Here is a 20,133-nt window from a genome sequence, read left to right as displayed (position 1 = left end):
CCGGGCCGGCGTCCACGGAGGTCAATCGCGTACGTGGAGCCAGCGCGTGGCCACCGGGGCGCGGCCCGGCCGGCGGCAGACGACGCTGACCCATCCGGGAGGCAGCCCGGTCACCGCGAAGTGGCCCGTGTCCGACGGGGCGCGGCTCCGGCCGGTGTCCGGAGTGCGGACCTCGATCAGGGTGTCCGCGCCGGGCGCGGGGGACACCTGCCCGGCCACGTCGAGGCGACCGTCGGTGAGGGTCACCTCGACGTCGAGCGTGACGCCGTCCGCGGCGAACCTGTGGATCGCCGGCCGCCCCTCCGACCGGGCCCCCACGGCCGGCTCGATCTCGTACGGCGCGGCCACGACGGCGCCGGGCAGCCGCAGCGCGAAGGCGTCGCGCGCGGCCTGGGACACGCGGGCGGGCACGGGATCGGCGCCGGCGGCCATGCGCAGCGCGGCCAGCAGGTACGCGGGCAGGTGGTCGTCGTCGGTCACCGTTCCTCCTCGATCAGCGCCCTCAGCCGGGACATGCACCGGGAGCGGGTCGGCCCGATGCTCCCCATCGGGAGTCCGAGGCGCATGGAGATCTGGGCGTACTTCGCGTCGGGGTTGAGCGCGTACAGGCGGAGCAGCGAGCGGCACGGCTCGGCCAGTCCCTCCAGCCGCGACCACAACCGCCGGCCGTAGTCGGCGTCCGCCACGGAGGCGGCGGGATCGGGGGCGGCGGGATCGGGGGCGAGCAGCTCGGGGAGCCGGTCCGCGGCCGGGCGCTCCCCCCGGGCCCGCCGGGCGAGCCGCACCGCCTCGTGCCGGGTGGTCGTCACCAGCCAGGCGCCGATCCGCTCCGGATCGCGGATGGCGTCCAGGCTCTCGACCATGCGCAGCCAGGCCCCCTGGACGGCGTCGGCCGCGTCGGCCGGGCCGAGCCCGCACGCGCGGGCCACCGCCCACATCCGGCCGCCGAACCGGGTGACGAGCTCCTCCCAGGCCGCCTGGTCCGGCACCGGGAACGTCTTCTCTGCGAACATGTCCGTCACCCCGCGCGTCGGAGAGGATGCGAAGCGCGATCACCCTACCGGCCGGGGAGGAGTCCGGCTGGGCCTTTCACCGGATCACCGGACGTGGTTCACCGGATCACCGGACGGGGCGGTCACCGATCAGCGGACGTGGTTCACCGGATCACTGGCGGGGCGGGCGCCGATCAACGGACGGGGCCGGCCGCCGTCCCCTCGCCCTGCCGCCGCCGCACGGTCACGCCGAGGCCGGGCACCCGCTGGCCGTCGAAGAGCGCGTGCCGTACGGCCCGGGCGGGCGGCATCTCCCGGCACAACCGGGCCACCGCGCCGGCGACGATCGCCGCCGCGAACGACGTGCCGCTCCACGTCGCGTAGCCGCGGAAGGCCGAATGCTCCAGGAAGCTGCTCGCCAGCCCGACTCCCTGCGCGCAGGCGCCGACCCACGGGCCGTACGCGGAGAAGGCGGCCCGGGCCCGCCCGTCGAGCGCCCCCACGGCGACCACATCCGGCAGCGCCGCAGGCCAGAACGGCCGGGACGAGGCGGTGTTCCCCGCGCAGGCGACCACCGCGGGGAAGCCGCGCAGCGCCTCGGCCAGCCCGAGCGGCGGCTCGTCGTCCACCGTGTAACCGCCCATCGAGAGGTTGAGGACGTCGATCCGCTCGCCGCCGAGCCGCGCCAGCGCGCGCAGCAGCGTCGCCTGGTCGGTCACCCCGTGGCTGTCGAGCACCCGTACGGCACGCAATCCCACGCCGGGGGCCTCCCGCAGGACCAGCCCGGCCACGAAGGTGCCGTGCCCGGCCTGCTCGTCGAGCACCCCGTCGCCGTCGGAGTCGGGGACCTCCGCGATCTCGTCGGAGTACCACTCCGTCAGCCACGGGTGCGGGGCCAGCCCGGTGTCGAGCACCGCGACCGTGACACCCCACGTCTCCTCCCGCTCGTACGGCACGGCCCGGGCGGGGACCGGCCGTCCGCCGGGACCGCCGAACAGCAGCGGCTGCCCGAGCAGGACGTGGTTGGGGGAGGCCCGATGTCCCCGGTCGCGCAACTCGCCCGCGAGGCCGAGCACGTCGACGTCGGGCGGCAGCCGCAGGTGATGGGCCGGTCCGGCGGGAACGGCGGCGGCGGCCCATCGGGAGACCGGGCTCAGCGACGAGGTGATCAGCTCTCCCGGACGGATGAGTGCGGGGCGGCCGGGCTCGGGCTCGACGAGCTGGACCGCGGGGAGGCCGTCGGCCGATGAGCTCATGGGGGTGGGCCCTTCGCTTCGAAAACCTTACTCGACGTAGTCTTCCCTATACAGATCGCTGTCAAGCCTTAATCGGTATGACCCCCCTCTGGTGCCTGACTGCGACGGACGGTAGTCTCTCCTTCAGTCACTTGTGATCATCCCAGTGTGAGGCCGTTGGGGAAGGCGCACCTCATGCGATTTGGGAGGTCCGGTGGCTGCTGCTCGTGGCGTGCTGTACGTCCACTCGGCTCAGCCTGCGTTGTGCCCGCATATCGAGTGGGCCGTCGCAGGCGTTTTTGGCGTTCCTGTCGATCTGACGTGGACCGCCCAGCCTGCCGCGCCCGGGACCGTGCGCGCCCAGGCGGAGTGGGAAGGACGCCCGGGGACGGCGGCGGCGATCACATCGTCGCTCATGGCCTGGCAGCGCATCCGGTTCGAGATCACCGAGGACGCCTCGCCCGGCGTCGACGGCTCCCGGCACGCCTACACGCCGACGCTCGGCGCCTTCACGGCCGTCGTCGGCGCCAACGGCGACATCCTGATCCCCGAGGACCGGTTGCGCAACGTCATGCTGATGGCCGCGCAGGGCCGGGCCGTCCTGGAGGACGAGCTCGACCGGCTGCTCGGCAAGCAGTGGGACGAGGAGCTCGAATCCTTCCGGTACGCCGGGGAGGGCGCACCGGTCCGCTGGCTGCACGCGGCGGTCTGATCCGCCCCGCCGAGCGATCCGAACGAGGAGGCACGGGCCCGGAGAGATCGGGCCGCGAGACGTCCGCGTCAGGGGCCGCACGGGCGGCCCGCCCCGGAAACGGGACCCCGACACGAGAACAGGCGCCGGTCCAGTAACTGGACCGGCGCCTGTGTCGTCGCCGTCGGAGCGGATCGATCAGAGCGGGATGTTGCCGTGCGCGCCGCGCGCCGGGGTGGCCTGGGCCAGCACCTTGGCGATCGCGCCCCGGGTCTTCGCCGGCTCGATCATCTCGTCCACGACCCCGAGCTCGATGGCGCGGGCGACACCGCCCGACAACTTCTCGTGCTCCTCGGCCAGCTTGGCCTCCAGCGCCGGGCGCTCCTCCTCCGGCACGGCGGCGAGCTCGCGCCGCTTGAGGATCCGGACCGCCGCCACCGCGCCCGTCACGCCCACGTCCATCGTGGGCCACGCGAAGACGCGGGTCGCGCCGAGCGCGCGCGAGTTCATCGCGATGTAGGCGCCGCCGTACGACTTGCGGGTGACCAGCGTCACCCGGGGCACCGACGCCTCGGCGAAGGCGTGCAGCAGCTTGGCGCCGCGGCGCACGACGCCGTCGTGCTCCTGTCCCACACCGGGGAGGTAGCCGGGCGTGTCGACCAGGACCACCAGCGGGACGCCGAGGGCATCGCACATCCGGACGAACCGGGCGGCCTTCTCGGCCGAGGTGGAGTCGAGGCAGCCACCGAGCCGCATCGGGTTGTTGGCGACGACGCCGACCGTGCGGCCGCCGAGACGGCCGAGCATGGTCACCATGTTGGGCGCCCACTTGGGGTGCAGCTCGACGCCGGGCTCGTCGAGGAGGCCGTTCACCAGCGGGTGCACGTCGTACGCGCGGCGCGGGTTGTCCGGCAGCAGGTCGCTGAAGTCCACCTCGTCGACGTCGCGCACCCGGCCCTGGTGGCCGAGCAGCGACGCGAGCTGACGGGCCTTGAGCAGGGCCTCGGCCTCGGTCTTGGTGGTCACGTGGACGACGCCGCTGCGCTTGCTGTGCGGCTCGGGGCCGCCCAGCGAGGCCATGTCGATGTTCTCGCCGGTGACGCTGCGCACGACGTCCGGCCCGGTGACGAAGATCCGGCCGTTGTCGGCCAGGATCACGATGTCGGTGAGGGCGGGGCCGTAGGCCGCGCCGCCCGCGGCCGGGCCCACCACGACCGAGATCTGCGGGACGACGCCCGACGCCTTGGTCATCGCGGCGAACACGCGGCCCACCGCGTGCAGCGACTCGACGCCCTCGGCCAGGCGGGCGCCGCCGGAGTGCCAGACACCGATCACCGGGACGCGCTCGCGGACCGCGACGTCGTACGCGTGCACGATGTGCTCGCAGCCCTCGCTGCCCATCGCGCCGCCCTGCACCCGGCCGTCGCTGCAGAACGCGACCACGGGCACACCCTCGATGCGGCCGGTGACGGCCAGGACGCCGCTCTTGTCCTCGGGAGTGATCAGCCGGATCGAGCCCTCGTCGAGCAGGTGGCCGAGCCGTACCCGGGGATCACGGGGATCGGCGGCCTCCTCGTCCGAGGCCGCGGTCACCACCCTGTTGTCAAGCACAGTCATCTGAGGCTCCTAGTCACACAGAGGTGAAGGCCACGGCGACGTTGTGTCCGCCGAACCCGAACGAGTTGTTGATCGCGGCGAACCGGTCGCCGTCGAGCTTGCGGGGCTCGCCGCGAACGAGGTCCACCTCGATGCCGTCGGCGGGGTCGTCGAGGTTGGCGATGGCAGGCACGATGCGCTCGTGCAGGGCCAGGATGGTGAAGATCGACTCGATGCCGCCGGCGCCGCCGAGGAGGTGGCCGGTCATCGACTTGGTGGCGGTGACGATCGCGTGGCTCCCGATGGCGTCCTTGATCGCCCGGGCCTCGATCTCGTCGCCGAGCGGCGTGGAGGTGGCGTGCGCGTTGACGTGGGTGACGTCAGCGGGGGCGATGCCCGCGTCCTTGATCGCGCGCAGCATGGCCTGCCGGCCCCCGAGGCCCTCGGGGTCGATGCCGGTGATGTGGTAGGCGTCGCTGGAGTATCCGACGCCGGCCGCCTCCGCGTAGATCCGGGCGCCGCGCGCCCGGGCGTGCTCCTCGGACTCCAGCACCACGATGCCCGCGCCCTCGCCGAGCACGAAGCCGTCGCGGCCCTTGTCGAACGGCCGGGAGGCCCGCTCGGGCTCGTCGTTGCGGGTGGACATGGCCCGCGCGGCGGCGAACGACGCCACGTTCAGGCCGTGGATCGCCGCCTCGGTGCCGCCGGCCACCACCACGTCGGCGCGGCCGGAACGGATCATGTCGATGCCGTAGCCGATCGACTCGGCGCCGGTGGCGCAGGCGCTGACCGTGGCGTGCGCCCCGGCCTTGGCGCCCAGCTCGATGCTGATCCAGCCGGCGGAGCCGTTCGGCATGAGCATGGGCACGGTGAACGGCGAGAGCCGGTTCCAGCCCTTCTCGCGGTAGAGGTCGTACGCCGAGAGGATCGTGCCGATGCCGCCGATGCCGCTGCCGACCACCACGCCGAGACGCTCGCCGTCGACCTCGGGCGCGCCGGCGTCCTGCCAGGCCTGCCGGGCGGCGATCAGGGCGAACTGCTCGGCGCGGTCCAGGCGCCGCGCCTCGGGCCTGGGCAGCACCTCGGAGGGATCGACCGCCGCGACACCGGCGAACTTCACCGGCACGGTGTCGACCCAGTCCTCGGTGATGGGACGGATCCCCGACCGCCCGTCGAGGAGCGCCGACCAGGTCGAGGCGACGTCTCCACCGAGGGGCGTCGTCGCGCCGAGCCCGGTGACAACGACACGTACCCGGTTCGTACTCACTTGTCTGCACTCCTCATTGATTGGTCGTGTGCGTGAACGTGCCGCGGCACATTCGCCAGGCCGTGGGGCGGGGGTGGGGACCGCCGGGCTCCCGCTCGGCGGTCTCCGCTCAGGCCTGGATGAAGTTGATGACATCCTTGACGGTCTTGAGGTGCTTGAGCTGGTCGTCGGGGATCTCGACGCCGAACTCGTCCTGCGCGGCGACGGCGATCTCGACCATGGAGAGCGAGTCGATGTCCAGGTCGTCCACGAAGTTCTTCTCCGGGGTGACCTCGGCCGCCGGGATGCCGGTGATCTCGTTGATGATCTTGCCGAGGCCGGCGAGGATCTCCTGCTCGGTCAGTGCCATGTCGCGGTTTCTCCTTGGATTTTTCGGGTTTTTCAGGGTTTGCACGGCGGGCCGTACAAAGTGTTAGGGGATCTCGATGACCTGTCCGGCGTAGGTGAGGCCGGCGCCGAAGCCGAGCAGCAGGGCCAGACCGCCCGACTGCACCTCGCCGCGCTCGATCAGGCGGGACAGCGCCAGCGGGATCGAGGCCGCCGACGTGTTGCCGGCGAGCACGATGTCCCTGGCGATGACCGCGTTCTCGGCGCCCAGCTTGCGGGCGATCGCCTCGATGATCCGCAGGTTGGCCTGGTGGGGGACGAAGGCGCTGAGCTCGGCGGGGTCCACGCCCGCACGCTCGCACGCCAGCCTCGCCACCGGGTGAAGCGCGGTCGTGGCCCAGCGGAACACCGTCTGGCCTTCCTGGTGCAGGAAGGACTGGCGATTCTCGACGGAGATCACATCCGACTTGTCACCGGCGCTGCCCCAGACGACCGGGCCGATCCTCGGCGTGTCGGACGGGCCGACCACGGCCGCGCCCGCGCCGTCGGCGAAGATCACCGCGGTGGCGCGGTCGTTCCAGTCGACCCACTGGGAGAGCTTCTCGGACCCGACGACCAGCACGTTCGTCGCCGATCCGGAGCGTACGGCGTCCGCGGCGGCGGAGAGGGCGTAGCAGAAACCGGCGCAGGCGGCGTTCACGTCGAACGCGCCCGGAGCGTCGATGCCGAGCCGGTGGGCCACCCGGGCCGAGGCGTTCGGGATCTGCGCCTCCAGCGTGCAGGTGGCCACGATCACCAGGTCGATGTCGGCGCTGGACAGGCCGCTCGCGGCGAGGGCCTTGCCGCCCGCCTGGGTCGCGAGGTCGATCTCCGACTCGTGCGGCCCGGCGACCCGCCGCTCCTTGATGCCGACCCTGGTCTGGATCCACTCGTCGTTGGTGTCGATCCGCCCGGCCAGGTCGTCGTTGGTCACGATGTCGGCCGGCTGGTAGCCGCCGAACGCGAGGATCTTGGCCCCCGGAGCCCCCTGGGACAGTTTCACTGCTCGTTCAACCCCTCTCGGACGGCTTCGAGGTCCTCCGGCGTCTTGAGGGCGAAGGTGCGCACGCCCTTCAGGCCCCGCTTGGCCAGGCCGGTCAACGTGCCGCCGGGCAGGAGCTCGATCATAGTGGTGACCCCGAGCTCCGCCATGGTCGCCATGCAGGCACCCCAGCGGACCGGGTTGCTGACCTGGTCGATCAGGCGGCGGAGGTACTCCGCGCCGGTGGCGACGGCCGCGCCGTCCGCGTTGGACAGCAGCGTGACGCGGGGGTCGGCCGGGGTGAGGTCCGCGGCGGCCGCCCGCAGGTGGTCGACGGCCGGGGCCATGTGCACCGTGTGGAACGCGCCCGCCACCGAGAGCGGGATGAGGCGCGCCCGCTGCGGCGGCTCCTCCTTGAACGCGGCGAGCTGCGCCAGGGTGCCGCCCGCGACGATCTGGCCCGCGCCGTTGATGTTGGCGGGGGTGAGGCCGTGCTTGTCGATGGCGGCGAGCACCTCGTCCTCGACGCCGCCGAGCACCGCGGTCATGCCGGTCTCGGTGACGGCGGCGGCCTTGGCCATCGCCTGGCCGCGGTCCCGGACGAGGCCGAGCGCCTGCTCGGGGGTCAGCACCCCGGCGATGGCGGCGGCGGCCAGCTCGCCCACGCTGTGCCCGGCGACCAGGTCGGGCGCGACCCCGAGCACGTCGAAGGACGCGAGCGCGGCCGCCACGAGCAGCGGCTGCGCGACGGCCGTGTCACGGATCTCGTCCGCGTCCGCCGTGGTCCCGTACGCGATCAGGTCGAGGCCCACGATCTCGGACCAGGCGGAGATCCGGTCACGGAAAGCGGGGATCTCAAGCCACGGGCTCAGGAAACCTGGGGTCTGGGCGCCTTGGCCCGGAGAGACGATGACGAGCACATCACAACCCTGCCCTGTAGGGGTTCGCCACAGAGATGGAGATCCGGACGAAGTTTGCGGTGATCGCGTTGTAGGGAACCTACAGTCCCCGTTTCCACCGGGTTACGCCACGGCGACCCTCGGTGCGAGGGCGCGCGGATGTCGCCGATGTCGCCGATGCGCCGGATGTCGCGCACTCGCCGCCGTCCCCGATCGGGATTCGCCCGGGTCCGCGCCCGTGCGTCTAGGCGGGGGCCAGCCGGCCGAGGATGAGCCCGACCTGCAGGGTGAAGGCGGACCGGCCCTCGGTGGGCTGGTAGCCGGTGAGTTCGGTGATCTTCCTCAGGCGGTACCGCACCGTGTTCGGATGGACGAACAGCAGACGCGCGGTGGCCTCCAGGGACGTCCCCTGCTCCAGGTACGTCGCGAGGGTGTCCAGCAGCGGCGTCCCGGCCAAGGGGGTGTAGACGTTCTCCACGAGCTGGGCCCGGGCGGCCGGGTCGCCGTCGATGGCGCGTTCCGCCAGCAGGTCCTCCGCCAGCACGGGGCGCGGCGCGTCCGGCCAGCCCGCAGCTGCGCGCAGCCCCGCGATCGCCGCCCGGGCCGAGCCGGCCGCCGCGTGCAGGTCGGGCACCTCCGGCCCGATCACGATCGGCCCCGGCCCGAAGCGGGACACCACGCTGCGCGCGGCGTCCCTGATGCTGTCCGCGCCGCCCACGATGACGATGAGCCGGTCGCCCTGCACCCCCGCGAGGAGGTCGTAGCCCACCCGGCGCCCCCTGTCGCGCAGGCCGTCGATCACGCTCTGCGGGTCGTCGCCCGGGGTGTGACCGGCGAAGACGACCACGGGCGACGACGTCCAGCCGAGCGCCGCGGCCCACGAGTGCAGCCCGTCGTCCACCTTGCCGCGCACCAGCGCGTCCACGATGAGCGCCTCCAGCCGGGCGTCCCAGGAGCCGCGCGCCTCCGCCTCCCGGGCGTACACCTGGGCGGCGGCGAAGGCGACGTCCCTGGTGTAGCGCAGCATGGCCTGGCGCAGCAGGTCGGCCCCGCCGGGCGAGGCCAGCTCCTCGACCTGCGCCTCCACGACCTCGACGACGATGCGGACCATGTCGACCGTCTGCTGGAGCGAGACGCTGCGCTTCAGCTCACGGGGCGCGGTGCCGAAGAACTCGATGTTGGGCGTCGGCCGTCCCTCGCCCGCGTGCCCGAACCAGTCCACGAACGCGGCGATCCCGGCCTGGGCGACGAGGCCGACCCACGACCGGTCCTCGGCCGACAGGGCGCGGTACCAGGGGAGCTGCTCCTCCATCCGCGCCATGGCCGCCGTGCCCAGGCTGCCCATCGCCCGGTCGAGCCGCCGCGCGGTGTCCTTGCGCACCCTGTCGTCCGTCCGGCCGGCCGGACGGGCCTGCCCGTTGACAGGGACGCTGTTCTTGCCTGCTGGCTCGCTCCGCTCCGTCACGGTTCTAGCGTGCCAGGTCAACGCCGATGCTGTGGCCGGAGAGGGTGTGGCGGCCGCCACCCGGGCGAGCCGCGCCGTACGGGTGGAATGCTGGGGGCATGTATCGCGAGAGGCCGTCACGGGTTCCCGGGGCGGTGGTGTGGCGGCGGCCGGGGGCGAGCCCGGGGACGCCGCTGCGGATCCTCCCCGACGGCTGCATGGACCTGCTGTGGGTGGGCGGCGAGCTGCTGGTGACCGGGCCGGACCCGGTCGCCCACGTGACGACGGGAACGGGGGACCCCGGAGGCTACACGGGCGTCAGGTTCGCGCCCGGGACCGCGCCCGCCTTCCTGGGCGTGCCCGCCGACGAGCTGCGCGGGCTGCGGGTGCCGCTGGCCGACCTGTGGCCCCGGGCCGAGGTGCGGCGGCTCGCCGGACGCGTCCACGCGGCGCCGCGCCCCGGGGCGGCTCTGGAGGAGCTGGTCCTCTCCCGGCTCGGCGCCGGGGACCCACCGGATCCGGCCGTCCCCGGAGTCGTCGCGATGCTCCGGGCGGGTACGGCGGTCGCCGACGTGGCGCACGCGGTGGGCCTGAGCGAGCGGCAGCTTCGCCGGCGTTGCCTGCCCGCGTTCGGATACGGGCCGAAGACGCTCATGCGGATCCTGCGGATGGACCGTGCCGTCGCACTGGCCAGGACGGGTCTGCCGCACGCCGCCGTCGCCGCCCGCACCGGGTACGCCGACCAGGCGCACCTGAGCCGTGAGGTGAAGACCCTGGCGGGCGTCCCGCTCGGCGTCCTGGTCGGAGGTCAGGAGGGGAGCGGCGCGAACAGGTCCACGCCGTTGCCGTCCGGGTCGCGCACCAGCGCGTAACGCTGGCCCCAGAAGGCGTCCCAGGGCTCCTTGTGGCCCTCGTACCCGGCCTTGACGAGGTCGTCGTAGAGGCGGTCCACCTCCTGCGGGTCGGCGCAGGCGAACGCGAGCGAGACGCGGGAGCCGCCGGCCGGCGCCGTCCAGTCGGGGTCGAACGACCGGATGGTGGAGACGGTGTCCCAGGCGAGCCGCAGCCCGCCGGGGAGCGTCACTTCCACGTGGGGTTCGGAGTCCGCCTCCGCCGGGATGTCGAGGCCGAGAAGCCGATAGAAGGCCAGCGACGCGCCCATGTCGGAGACGACGAGGCCGATGAGATTGAAGGTCGGTGCCATGCCCCCGACCCTAGAAGCCGGGGGCGCCTGCCGTCTTGAAGGAATCGGACATCTTCCGGGGGACGGCCGGGGGCCGGGGTCAGACCACGGCCACGGCGGTGATCAGGCCGATGACGACGTGGGTGGCCGACAGCAGGATCGTGGCCGGCTGGAGCGTCGCCTCGCCGAGCAGCGTCCGTACCGGGATGCCGACGACACGGTCGAAGACGATCATGGCGATCGTCTGGACGGCGATGCCGACCAGGCCGAAGACCAGGGTGGCGATCAGCCCCTCGCGCAGCGCGCCGCCCGACGACCAGATCGACGCGGCGACGATCAGGCCGACCGCCACCAGGCCGGAGGCGGCCAGCGCGGCGGCGTTGGGGTTGCGCTCCTCGCGGATGAGCCGGCTGAGCCGTCCCGGCGTGGCGAGGTCGACGGCGTAGAAGCCGGCGACGAGCAGCAGCACGCCGAGCACGGCGTACGCGCCGATCGCCAGCGCTCCGTTGCCGAGCACCTCGGCGAAGGGGGTGGACTGGTTGGACACCATGGCTCCTTGATGGGTGGCCCTGGGCGGGCGGTTCGGGGGATCGGATCCCTATGGGGACTGCGCGGCGACACCGCGGCGGCGCGTCGCCGCGGTGACACGTCGGCGCGCCGGCGTGTCCGGGAGGCCACGCGGCGCCGCGGGACGGTCAGGACGCGATGCGGTGGGGGACGAACGAGGAGGTGTCATCCGTGATCAGGCCCGACGTCTCGCGGATGCCGAGGCCGGCCGACTCGTCCTCCACCACCCAGGCCCCCAGCACGGGGCGGCGGCCGTCGAAGTCGGGCAGCGGCAGGAACTCCTGGTAGACGAACCCCTCGGTCCCGTAGTCGCCGGACGTGGAGAGGGCGAGGCCGGGTGACACGACCCGCATGGACGCGCCCTCGCGTCCGAGCAACGGTTTCTCGATGTACGACGACATGCCGCGCGGCCCGTCCAGGTAGGCCGGGAGCAGGTTGGGATGGCCCGGATACAGCTCCCAGAGGATCGCCAGCAGCGCCTTGTTGGACAGCAGCATCTTCCACAGCGGCTCGATCCAGGTCATGGCCGCCTGCTGGGCGATGGCGTGCCCGCCGAACGGCTCGGCCACCATCCACTCCCAGGGATAGAGCTTGAACAACGACCGGATCACCCGGTGCTCCATGTCGACGAAACGCCGGTTCGGCGGGTCCCAGCCGATGTCCTCCATCGCGATCGCCACGGTCTTCAGCCCGGCCTGGTCGGCGGTCTCCTGCAGGTAGCCGAGCGTCATCGCCTCCTCGCCCGTCTCGTCCGCGCCGGTCCACGCGAAGTGCGTCGGGCCGGTCGGGAAACCGGGGGCGAGCGCGCGCCAGCGGTCGACGAGCCGTTCGTGGATCGAGTTCCACTGGTCGCCGTCCGGATGGAGGTCCTTCAGCCAGAACCACTGCACCACCGAGCTCTCGACCAGGCTCGTCGGCGTGTCGGCGTTGTACTCGAGCAGCTTGGCCGGGCCGGCGCCGTCGTAGCGCAGGTCGAACCGGCCGTACAGGTGCGGGTCCCGGCGCCGCCACGACTCGGCCACCGCCGCCCGGCAGTGGGCCGGGATCGCGAACTCGGCCATCCGGTCGTGCGCGACGACGTGCTCCACCGCCGCCAGACACATCCGGTGCAGCTCCTCGACCTGCTCCTCCAGCCGGAGGACCTCGTCCATGGTGAAGACGTACTGGACGCTCTCGTCCCAGTACGGGCGGTCGAGGTCGCCGGGGTGCGACGAGCGGTGGAAGGCGAGGCCCTGCGACTCGATCAGCTCCGCCCAGCCGTCGCGCGGGGTCGATGGTTCACGTCTCATCGGCGCGCGGTCAGCCCCCGCCGCCCGAGTGGAACCCGAAGCCGCCCCGCTGGACCACCCGGCCGGACCTGGTGGTGATCTGCGCGTCCGCCGGCTTGAGCGTCGTCCCCTGGCGGACGCGGTTGCCCACGCGGTTGCCGCCGTAGTACCAGCCGTACGCGCCGTGCGAGCCGCGGTAGTGGCCGCTTCCCTCGTCGCAGTAGTCGTCGTCCACCACCACGTAGGAGCCGTCGGGGTTCTGGCTGCTCATGTCCACGCAGTCGGCGCCGACCTCCTCGTAGCGGTCCTGCGCCGCGCAGAACCCGACCACGAGCGCGGACAGCACGCCGATCGCGCCGAGCTTGACGGCGGTGGACGACATTCCGCGCGGCTTCGTCGGCGGGGTGGCGCTCTGACCCATCGCCATCGGATGACGCGGTATCTGGGGGTTCTCCCCTGGGGCGGTCATCGGGCTCCTGTAGGTCGGGGTCGGCACAGCGTACCGCTCGGGGGGATCAACGGGCATACAACCCCGACGGGTTCCTCTCCGCTGGTTTCCGTAACGATCCGATATTTCTGGGTACCAACTGGTTTGTGGATCCGGTCGAGGCGTTGAAGCGCATCGCGTTCCTGCTGGAGCGCGCGGGCGAGCCGACGTACCGCGTCCGCGCCTTCCGCGGCGCCGCGGCCACCGTCGCCGAGCTGCCCCGCGACGAGCTCGTACGACTGGCCGGGACCGGCGGCCTGACCGATCTCAAGGGCATCGGCAAGGTCACCGCACTCGCCGTCACCGAGGCGTTGAACGGCGAGGTCCCGACGTACCTCAGGCGGCTGGAGGACACCCGGGACGTCGACCTCGACGACGCCACCGCCGCGATGCGCGCCGCGCTCAAGGGCGACCTGCACAGCCACACGGACTGGTCGGACGGTGGATCGCCGATCGAGGAGATGGCGGCCGCGGCCGTCGCCCTCGGGCACGAGTACCTGGCGGTCACCGACCACTCGCCCCGGCTGACCGTCGCGCGCGGCCTGTCCGCCGACCGGCTGCGCCGCCAGCTCGACGTGATCGCCGCGCTGAACGAGGAACTGCGCCCCTTCCGGCTGCTCACCGGCATCGAGGTCGACATCAACACCGACGGCTCCCTCGACCAGGAGCCCGAACTGCTCGAACGGCTGGACGTCGTCGTCGCCAGCGTCCACTCCCTGCTGAAGATGGAGCCGGAGGAGATGACCCGGCGCATGGTCACGGCCATCGCCGACCCGCACGTGGACGTGCTCGGCCACTGCACCGGCAGGGTCGTCAAGGGCAGGGGGCGGGCCGAGTCGCGGTTCGACCCCGAGATCGTGTTCGAGGCGTGCCGCAGGTTCGGCGTGGCCGTGGAGATCAACTCTCGGCCGGACCGGCTCGACCCGCCGAAGCGGCTGATGCGGCTCGCGTACGAGATGGGGTGCGACTTCTCCGTCGACTCGGACGCGCACGCGCCCGGCCAGCTCGACTGGCAGCGCTACGGGTGCGCGAGGGCCGTGCAGTGCGGCATCCCGCCCGACCGGATCGTCAACACGCGCTCGCGAGGGTGACAGGGCTGTGGCCATCGCGACAGGCCGCCAATACCGGGATATGTCGGGTTGCGGTCGTAGCGTCGAGGCATGGATCACCAGGACGTGCGCGACGAGAGGCAGGAGGCGGTCCGCCGCGCCATCGACCGGGCGCTGCTCGAGCGGCAGGTGCTGCGCATCGAGTACGCGGGCGTCAAGGGCGCGACCAGCACGCGCGAGGTCGAGCCGAGCGTCTTCCTCGGCGGACGCGGAGGCGTGTGGTACCTGGTGGCCTGGTGCCGGCTCCGCGACGACGTGCGGGTGTTCCGGCTCAACCGCATCCTCTCGGCCGAGCCCACCGGCGAACGTCTCCCCGAGCCGGACGGTGGGCGGCTCTCCCGCACCCGCGACGCGTTCGGGTCCTGAACACCGGCCGGGAATGCCGGCGGTGAGCCCCACGCGGGGTGACCGGGGCGCCACGCCGTAGCGGCGGCTCCCGGCACGCGCGGAGACGGACGGAGACGAGTGAAAGGCCCGCCGGGGATCCTCCGGCGGGCCTTCCGGCTCAGGCATCGGGCGGCTGCCGCTGGCCGAGGCGGCGGCGCAGCTCGGCGACCTCGCGTTCCAGGTCGGCCACGTCGCGCTCGCCCCCCTGCTGGTACGCCGCGGGAGCGGGGCGGACGTACCGCGTGGCCCCGTCCGGTGCCTGGATCGGCTGCCCGTACTGGTCGTACTGCGGCTGCTGGTGCTGGTGCTGGGGCCGCCCGGTGCGCGGGTCGTCGTAGCCGCCCCGGTCGTAGTCCCGCCCGCCGTACTGCTGCTGCTGGGAGGGGTATCCGCCCTGCTGCCGGTCCGCCGGGGAGTACCCGCCCGAGGACTCGGCGGACGGGCCCTGCGGCAGCGCGTACTGCTGCGGGGCGGCCTGCTGCCAGCCCGGGCGCTCGTCCTGCCTGCTGATCGCCGCCGCGCGGACGCCGCCGTACGCCTGGCCGTACGCGGGCGGAGGGGTGGCGGCGCGCTTGCGGCGGCGCAGCAGCGCCATGAGCAGCACGAGGCCGCCGACGACGGCGATCAGGACGCCCAGGCCGATGACGATCCACAGCCAGATCGGCTGCGGGCTCTCGTCCTTGCCGCTGGAGATCGCCTGCTGCGAGTCGGTGATGTACTTCGCGACGTACGGGTGGTTGGGGTGGAGCGTCTGCACTTCGCGGAACAGCGGCAGCGCGTCCTTGTAGTGCTTGGCGAAGAACGCGTCGAGCGCCTCGTCGTACTTCGTCGTGGTCAGGGACGCCGACGGCTTGACGTTCTTCTCGTTGAGCTTCTCCTTGATGATCGAGACCGGCAGGACGAAGCTCTCGTTCTCCGACGCCTCGCCGCCCTCGCTGACGGTCCCGGCGATCAGCATGCCGATGACCTTGCCCTCGCGGCTGAACACGGGCCCGCCGGAGTTGCCGTGGTAGGACGGCGCCTGCGTCTGGATGTACGGCACGCCCTCGGTGGTGGTGCGCCTGGCGTTGTACGGACCCTCGGTCATCGCCGGGTCGAGCTTGGACTCGATGCTGAAGAACGGGGTGTTGGTCACCAGGCCGGGGAAGCCGCTGATGTACAGCGTGTTGCCGGTCTGGACGTCGGAGTCGTCCCCGAGCGGCACCGTCGGCAGGTTCTGCTGGTTGTTGACCTTCAGCAGGGCGAAGTCCTTGCCGGGGTAGCTCTCGCCGACGGAGACGAGCTCGGCCGGGACCTCCTTGGCGGTCTTGTCCACGCCGCCTCCCGGCAGCGACTGGAGGACCGAGAGGCTCTTCTGCAGGTTCTCCAGCTTCATGTGCGCGGAGTTGAAGTTGATGTAGACCTGCTGCGCGGCGGAGATGAGCTCCTCGTCCGCGACGACGTTCTCCAGCCCGGAGATGACCTCCTTGGCGTCCTCCTCGTTGAACTTCTGCAGCGCCTGCTGCGCGAAGGTCTGGGACAGCTCCTGGTCGCTCATGTCCACGCAGTGCGCGCCGGTGACCATGTAGCCGTCGGGGGTGACCCACCAGCCGGTGCACATGCCGCCGACCCGTGCCTCCACGGTGCGGTTGGGCGACGTCGGCACGAGGTACTTGTTCACGTCGGCGGCCATGCGCTTGAACATGTACTTGTACATGCTCGGCTCGTCCGAGGGGATCTTGCCCGCCGCCACCAGGACCTGGATCTGCGACACGAGCTCGTTCAGAGCGCTCTGCCGGACGTCCGCGGTGGGGACGACCACCTCGCCGCTGAAGGTGAGGCTGGTGAGCTGGACGGCCGGGTGGGTGCGGGCCGCCAGCAGCGTGCCCACGGAGACGTTCTCGTCGCCGTCGGCCCAGGCGGCGGGTGCCGCCGGGGTCCCCACGGCAAGCAGGGCGATCGCCGCCGTTGCGGCCAACCCCCTGCTCAATGTCCTGAAATATCCATTCACGCGGGCAATCGTCGGCTACCCGTCTTGTCCATCGCTTGTGACTGACTTGGCGCGGACGAAAGCGAGGCCGAGCCGCCGGGCTGGGAAACGCCCCGGCGAACATCCCACCGAACATTCCGCCGAAACGTCTGGCGAAACGGCCCGCGAGATGCTCCGCGGCGAGCGGGACACGTGGAGGGTGTCAGAACCGAGACGCGACGCCACGGCGTCCCCGGAAAGGAGAGGGCCGTTGGGGCCTCCCGACACCAGAAGACACCGCTTCGAGAAGCTGTACCAGGAATATCACGACGCCGTGCTCGCCTATCTCGTCCGCCGTACGAAGAACGGCCAGGACGCGGCCGACGCCCTCGCCGAGACCTTCCTCGTGGCCTGGAGGCGGCTCGCCGACGTGCCGGCCGGGGAGCGGGCGCGACCGTGGCTGCTCGTCGGCGTCCCCCTGACCGCCGTGGTCGCCGTGGCGGGGATGGTGGCGTTGTCGGTCGCCGCTCCCGACCAGCGGGGCGGTCCGGTGTCCGTCGGCCCGCACCCGGCCGCCGCGCTGTCCTTCCAACGGGAGGGCGGCTACCTCCGACCCCATCCCGACGGGCTCGGCCGCGACCAGGTGAAACCGGAGTGGTACGTCCACGACGCGGTGGCCGGAGCGGAGGGGCGGGTCATCCTGTTCGTCGGCCCCGAGAAGGAGTGAGACGACCGGGCCCCGGACACGAGTGTCCGGGGCCCGGAGGGCGGGTCCGCCTCGGCGGACCCGGAGACCTGGGAGCTACACGCCCATCGACTGGGTGTCGTTGCTCTCGGCCGGAGCGCCGACCTCGGTCACGCCGTTCTTCAGGTGGTAGCGGGCGATCGCCTCGCGCAGCACCTCGGGCTTGACCTCGCCGCGCCGGGCGAGCTGGGTCAGCACCGCCAGCGTGATCGACGCCGCGTCCACGTGGAAGTGGCGGCGCAGCGCCGAACGCGTGTCGGACAGGCCGAACCCGTCGGTGCCGAGCGAGCTCCAGTCGCCGGGCACCCACTGGGCGATCTGGTCCTGCACGGCCCGCATGTAGTCGCTGACGCCCACGAACGGGCCCTGCACCTCGGACAGCTTCCTCGTGACGTACGGCACGCGCTGCTCGGCGTCGGGGTTGAGCAGGTTGTGCTCCTCGACGGCGAGGGCCTCCCTGCGCAACTCGGCCCAGGAGGTGGCCGACCAGACCGCCGCGTCGACGCCCCAGTCCTCGGCGAGGAGACGCTGCGCCTCCAGCGCCCACGGCCCGGCGACGCCGGAGGCCAGGATGTTGGCCTTCGGCCCCCCGGTCGAGGGAGCGGGGGCGAACAGGTACAGGCCCTTGAGGATGCCCTCGACGTCCACGTCCGCCGGCTGCGCGGGCTGCGGGTACGGCTCGTTGTAGACGGTGAGGTAGTAGAAGACGTTCTCCGGCGACTCGCCGTACATCCTGCGCAGGCCGTCCTTGACGATGTGCGCGATCTCGAACGCCCAGGCCGGGTCGTAGGAGACGACGGCCGGGTTGGTCGAGGCGATGAGCGGCGTGTGGCCGTCCTCGTGCTGGAGGCCCTCGCCGTTCAGCGTGGTGCGGCCGGCGGTCGCGCCGAGCAGGAAGCCGCGGCCCATCTGGTCGGCGAGCTGCCACATCTGGTCGGCGGTGCGCTGGAACCCGAACATCGAGTAGAAGATGTAGATCGGGATCATGTGCTCGCCGTGCGTGGCGTACGAGGTGCCGACGGCGAGGACCGAGCCCATCGAGCCGGCCTCGCTGATGCCCTCGTGCAGGATCTGGCCCTCGGTTGACTCCTTGTACGACAGCAGCAGCTCGCGGTCGACCGCCTCGTACGTCTGCCCGTGCGGCGAGTAGATCTTGGCGGTCGGGAACATCGCGTCGACGCCGAAGGTGCGCGCCTCGTCGGGGATGATCGGCACGAACCGGTGGCCGATCTCCTTGTCCCGCATGAGGTCCTTCAGCAGCCGGACGAACGCCATGGTGGTGGCGACGTTCTGCTTGCCGGAGCCCTTGGCGAGCTGCTTGTACACGTCGTCGCCGGGCAGTTTGAGCGCCTTGGCCCGGGTGTGCCGTTTCGGCAGGAAACCGCCGAGCGCGGCCCGGCGCTCCTTCATGTAGGCGATCTCCTCGTTGTCCTCACCGGGGTGGAAGTACGGTGGGAGGTCGCCTTCGAGGTCCTTGTCCGGGATCGGCAGGTAGAGCCGGTCGCGGAACTCCTTGAGCTCGGCCTTCGACATCTTCTTCATCTGGTGCGTCGCGTTGCGCGCCTCGAAGTCCTTGCCGAGGGTCCAGCCCTTGATGGTCTGGGCGAGGATGACGGTCGGCTGGCCGACGTGCTCGCGGGCCGCCTTGAACGCGGCGTAGACCTTGCGGTAGTCGTGGCCGCCGCGCGACAGCTTGCGGATGTCGTCGTCCGTCAGGTGCTCGACCATCTTGCGCAGCCGCGGGTCGCTGCCGAAGAAGTGCTCCCGGATGTACTCGCCGGTCTCGACGGAGTACGTCTGGAACTGGCCGTCGGGCGTGGTGTTCATCTGGTTGACGAGGACGCCGTCCACGTCGGCGGCGAGCAGGGGGTCCCAGTCGCGGCCCCAGACGACCTTGATGACGTTCCAGCCTGCGCCGCGGAAGTAGGACTCCAGCTCCTGGATGATCTTCCCGTTGCCGCGTACCGGTCCGTCGAGGCGCTGCAGGTTGCAGTTGATGACGAAGGTGAGGTTGTCCAGCTCCTCACGCGCCGCCAGGCCGATCGCGCCGAGCGACTCGGGCTCGTCCATCTCGCCGTCGCCGAGGAAGCACCACACGTGGCTGCGGCTGGTGTCCTTGATCTTGCGGTTCAGCAGGTAGCGGTTGAACCGCGCCTGGTAGATGGCGCCGATCGGCCCCAGGCCCATCGAGACCGTGGGGAACTCCCAGAAGTCCGGCATGAGCCGCGGGTGCGGGTAGGACGGCAGGCCCTTGATCCCGTGGGACAGCTCCTGCCGGAACGCGTCCAGCTCGGGAGCCGACAGACGGCCCTCCAGGAAGGCGCGGGCGTAGATGCCCGGCGCCGCGTGCCCCTGGATGAACACCTGGTCGCCCGACTCGCCGTGGTCCTTGCCGCGGAAGAAGTGGTTGAAGCCCACCTCGTACAGCGAGGCCGCGGACGCGTACGTCGCGATATGGCCGCCGACGTTGGTGCGAGCGTTGGCCCGGGTGACCATGACGGCGGCGTTCCACCGGATGTAGGCCCGGATGCGGCGCTCGACGTACTCGTCGCCGGGGAACCAGGGCTCTCTCTCCGGTGGAATGGTGTTGATGTAGTCCGTGCTGCGCAGGCCGGGCACGCCGACCTGGTGCTCACGGGCCCGCTCCAGCAGTCGGAGCATCAGATATCGGGCGCGGGTGCGGCCCTCCGTCTTGATGACGTTGTCGAGCGATTCGAGCCATTCCCTGGTCTCGCTCGGGTCGACATCAGGCAACTGGCTGGGTAGGCCGTCACTGATGATCGAGAAGCGCTGGCGTCCGGAAGCCACTGGGTCTCGCCTTCCGAGGATGGACTATGTCTTTGTCTAGGCACTTCCATCCTGGCCGCTTGCCCCGGAAAGTGCATCTCTACTGCCGGGTAACCAGGATGTCCCTGCTGGCAGGCAGGGATACATGGCCTAGACCACCGATGGTAGGACGATTCTGGC

At 71.8% G+C, this 20,133-nt stretch carries 20 protein-coding genes; 5 read left to right on the top strand and 15 right to left on the bottom strand.

What is annotated here, in order from left to right; translation table 11 throughout:
- Positions 1-21: 21 nt before the first annotated feature.
- The 3 genes from AWQ70_RS24630 to AWQ70_RS24620 all read right to left on the bottom strand — a co-directional run bounded on the left by AWQ70_RS24630 (position 22) and on the right by AWQ70_RS24620 (position 2,248).
- Positions 22-480, bottom strand: a complete 459-nt coding sequence (locus AWQ70_RS24630; protein WP_067180287.1) for a peptidase associated/transthyretin-like domain-containing protein — start codon at positions 478-480, stop codon at positions 22-24.
- Positions 477-1,013 carry an RNA polymerase sigma factor gene (locus AWQ70_RS24625; protein WP_067180351.1) on the bottom strand — a complete coding sequence of 179 codons (537 nt, stop codon included), beginning with the start codon at positions 1,011-1,013 and terminating at the stop codon, positions 477-479. The genes AWQ70_RS24630 and AWQ70_RS24625 overlap by 4 nt, the downstream gene beginning before the upstream one ends.
- A 173-nt stretch (positions 1,014-1,186) precedes the next feature.
- Complete coding sequence (locus tag AWQ70_RS24620) at positions 1,187-2,248, bottom strand: S8 family peptidase (RefSeq protein WP_067180285.1); 1,062 nt, start codon at positions 2,246-2,248, stop codon at positions 1,187-1,189.
- A 214-nt stretch (positions 2,249-2,462) separates the two neighbouring features.
- Between AWQ70_RS24620 and AWQ70_RS24615 the strand changes: the two genes are divergently transcribed.
- Complete coding sequence (locus AWQ70_RS24615; RefSeq protein WP_084517774.1) at positions 2,463-2,939, top strand: DUF3145 domain-containing protein; 477 nt, start codon at positions 2,463-2,465, stop codon at positions 2,937-2,939.
- A 177-nt stretch (positions 2,940-3,116) separates the two neighbouring features.
- On the opposite strand, the gene AWQ70_RS24610 is transcribed toward AWQ70_RS24615, so the two are convergent.
- The 6 genes from AWQ70_RS24610 to AWQ70_RS24585 all read right to left on the bottom strand — a co-directional run bounded on the left by AWQ70_RS24610 (position 3,117) and on the right by AWQ70_RS24585 (position 9,493).
- Positions 3,117-4,535, bottom strand: coding sequence for an acyl-CoA carboxylase subunit beta (locus AWQ70_RS24610; RefSeq protein ID WP_067180279.1), 1,419 nt, complete (start codon positions 4,533-4,535; stop codon positions 3,117-3,119).
- A gap of 13 nt (positions 4,536-4,548) precedes the next feature.
- The gene (fabF, locus tag AWQ70_RS24605) at positions 4,549-5,781 is read right to left on the bottom strand and encodes a beta-ketoacyl-ACP synthase II (RefSeq protein WP_067180277.1); all 1,233 of its coding nucleotides are present in this window, start codon (positions 5,779-5,781) and stop codon (positions 4,549-4,551) included.
- Positions 5,782-5,890: 109 nt separating this feature from the next.
- Positions 5,891-6,130 carry an acyl carrier protein gene (locus AWQ70_RS24600; RefSeq protein WP_067180273.1) on the bottom strand — a complete coding sequence of 80 codons (240 nt, stop codon included), beginning with the start codon at positions 6,128-6,130 and terminating at the stop codon, positions 5,891-5,893.
- Between the two features lie 63 nt (positions 6,131-6,193).
- Positions 6,194-7,150 carry a beta-ketoacyl-ACP synthase III gene (locus AWQ70_RS24595; RefSeq protein ID WP_067180270.1) on the bottom strand — a complete coding sequence of 319 codons (957 nt, stop codon included), beginning with the start codon at positions 7,148-7,150 and terminating at the stop codon, positions 6,194-6,196.
- Complete coding sequence (locus AWQ70_RS24590; RefSeq protein ID WP_067180266.1) at positions 7,147-8,049, bottom strand: ACP S-malonyltransferase; 903 nt, start codon at positions 8,047-8,049, stop codon at positions 7,147-7,149. Before AWQ70_RS24590 ends, AWQ70_RS24595 begins: the two co-directional genes overlap by 4 nt.
- Before the next feature lie 223 nt (positions 8,050-8,272).
- Complete coding sequence (locus AWQ70_RS24585) at positions 8,273-9,493, bottom strand: PucR family transcriptional regulator (RefSeq protein WP_084517758.1); 1,221 nt, start codon at positions 9,491-9,493, stop codon at positions 8,273-8,275.
- A gap of 98 nt (positions 9,494-9,591) precedes the next feature.
- Between AWQ70_RS24585 and AWQ70_RS24580 the strand changes: the two genes are divergently transcribed.
- Positions 9,592-10,344 (top strand): helix-turn-helix domain-containing protein, encoded by a 753-nt coding sequence (locus AWQ70_RS24580; RefSeq protein WP_067180262.1) that lies wholly within the window; start codon positions 9,592-9,594, stop codon positions 10,342-10,344.
- Here the strand turns inward: AWQ70_RS24580 and AWQ70_RS24575 are convergent.
- The 4 genes from AWQ70_RS24575 to AWQ70_RS24560 all read right to left on the bottom strand — a co-directional run bounded on the left by AWQ70_RS24575 (position 10,281) and on the right by AWQ70_RS24560 (position 12,872).
- Positions 10,281-10,676 carry a VOC family protein gene (locus AWQ70_RS24575; RefSeq protein ID WP_067180259.1) on the bottom strand — a complete coding sequence of 132 codons (396 nt, stop codon included), beginning with the start codon at positions 10,674-10,676 and terminating at the stop codon, positions 10,281-10,283. The genes AWQ70_RS24580 and AWQ70_RS24575 overlap by 64 nt on opposite strands.
- 79 nt (positions 10,677-10,755) lie before the next feature.
- Entirely contained in the window at positions 10,756-11,205 is a 450-nt protein-coding gene (locus tag AWQ70_RS24570) for a DUF350 domain-containing protein (RefSeq protein WP_067180256.1), read from the bottom strand.
- Positions 11,206-11,350: 145 nt separating this feature from the next.
- Positions 11,351-12,511 carry a glutathionylspermidine synthase family protein gene (locus AWQ70_RS24565; RefSeq protein WP_067180252.1) on the bottom strand — a complete coding sequence of 387 codons (1,161 nt, stop codon included), beginning with the start codon at positions 12,509-12,511 and terminating at the stop codon, positions 11,351-11,353.
- Positions 12,512-12,521: 10 nt separating this feature from the next.
- On the bottom strand, positions 12,522-12,872 hold the full coding sequence (locus AWQ70_RS24560) for a hypothetical protein (protein WP_174552417.1): 351 nt from the start codon (positions 12,870-12,872) through the stop codon (positions 12,522-12,524).
- A 212-nt stretch (positions 12,873-13,084) separates the two neighbouring features.
- Here AWQ70_RS24560 and AWQ70_RS24555 point away from each other — a divergent pair, with 212 nt between their 5' ends.
- A complete protein-coding gene (locus AWQ70_RS24555) occupies positions 13,085-14,068 on the top strand; it encodes a PHP domain-containing protein (protein ID WP_067180246.1) in 984 nt (327 codons plus the stop codon).
- A gap of 69 nt (positions 14,069-14,137) precedes the next feature.
- Positions 14,138-14,452, top strand: coding sequence for a helix-turn-helix transcriptional regulator (locus AWQ70_RS24550; RefSeq protein WP_067180242.1), 315 nt, complete (start codon positions 14,138-14,140; stop codon positions 14,450-14,452).
- Between the two features lie 139 nt (positions 14,453-14,591).
- Here AWQ70_RS24550 and AWQ70_RS24545 read toward each other — a convergent pair whose 3' ends face one another.
- Positions 14,592-16,442, bottom strand: a complete 1,851-nt coding sequence (locus AWQ70_RS24545) for a S1 family peptidase (protein WP_157530351.1) — start codon at positions 16,440-16,442, stop codon at positions 14,592-14,594.
- A gap of 250 nt (positions 16,443-16,692) precedes the next feature.
- Between AWQ70_RS24545 and AWQ70_RS39235 the strand changes: the two genes are divergently transcribed.
- The gene (locus tag AWQ70_RS39235; RefSeq protein WP_067180236.1) at positions 16,693-17,148 is read left to right on the top strand and encodes a sigma factor; all 456 of its coding nucleotides are present in this window, start codon (positions 16,693-16,695) and stop codon (positions 17,146-17,148) included.
- A 75-nt stretch (positions 17,149-17,223) separates the two neighbouring features.
- Here the strand turns inward: AWQ70_RS39235 and aceE are convergent, their stop codons facing one another.
- Positions 17,224-19,974: a pyruvate dehydrogenase (acetyl-transferring), homodimeric type gene (gene aceE / locus AWQ70_RS24535; RefSeq protein WP_067180233.1), complete on the bottom strand. Its 2,751-nt coding sequence runs from the start codon at positions 19,972-19,974 to the stop codon at positions 17,224-17,226.
- Positions 19,975-20,133 lie beyond the last annotated feature (159 nt).

Source organism: Microtetraspora niveoalba (assembly GCF_001570405.1).
In the GTDB taxonomy this organism is placed as follows: Bacteria; Actinomycetota; Actinomycetes; order Streptosporangiales; family Streptosporangiaceae; genus Microtetraspora; species Microtetraspora niveoalba.
This window is presented reverse-complemented; position numbering and strand designations above follow the sequence as displayed.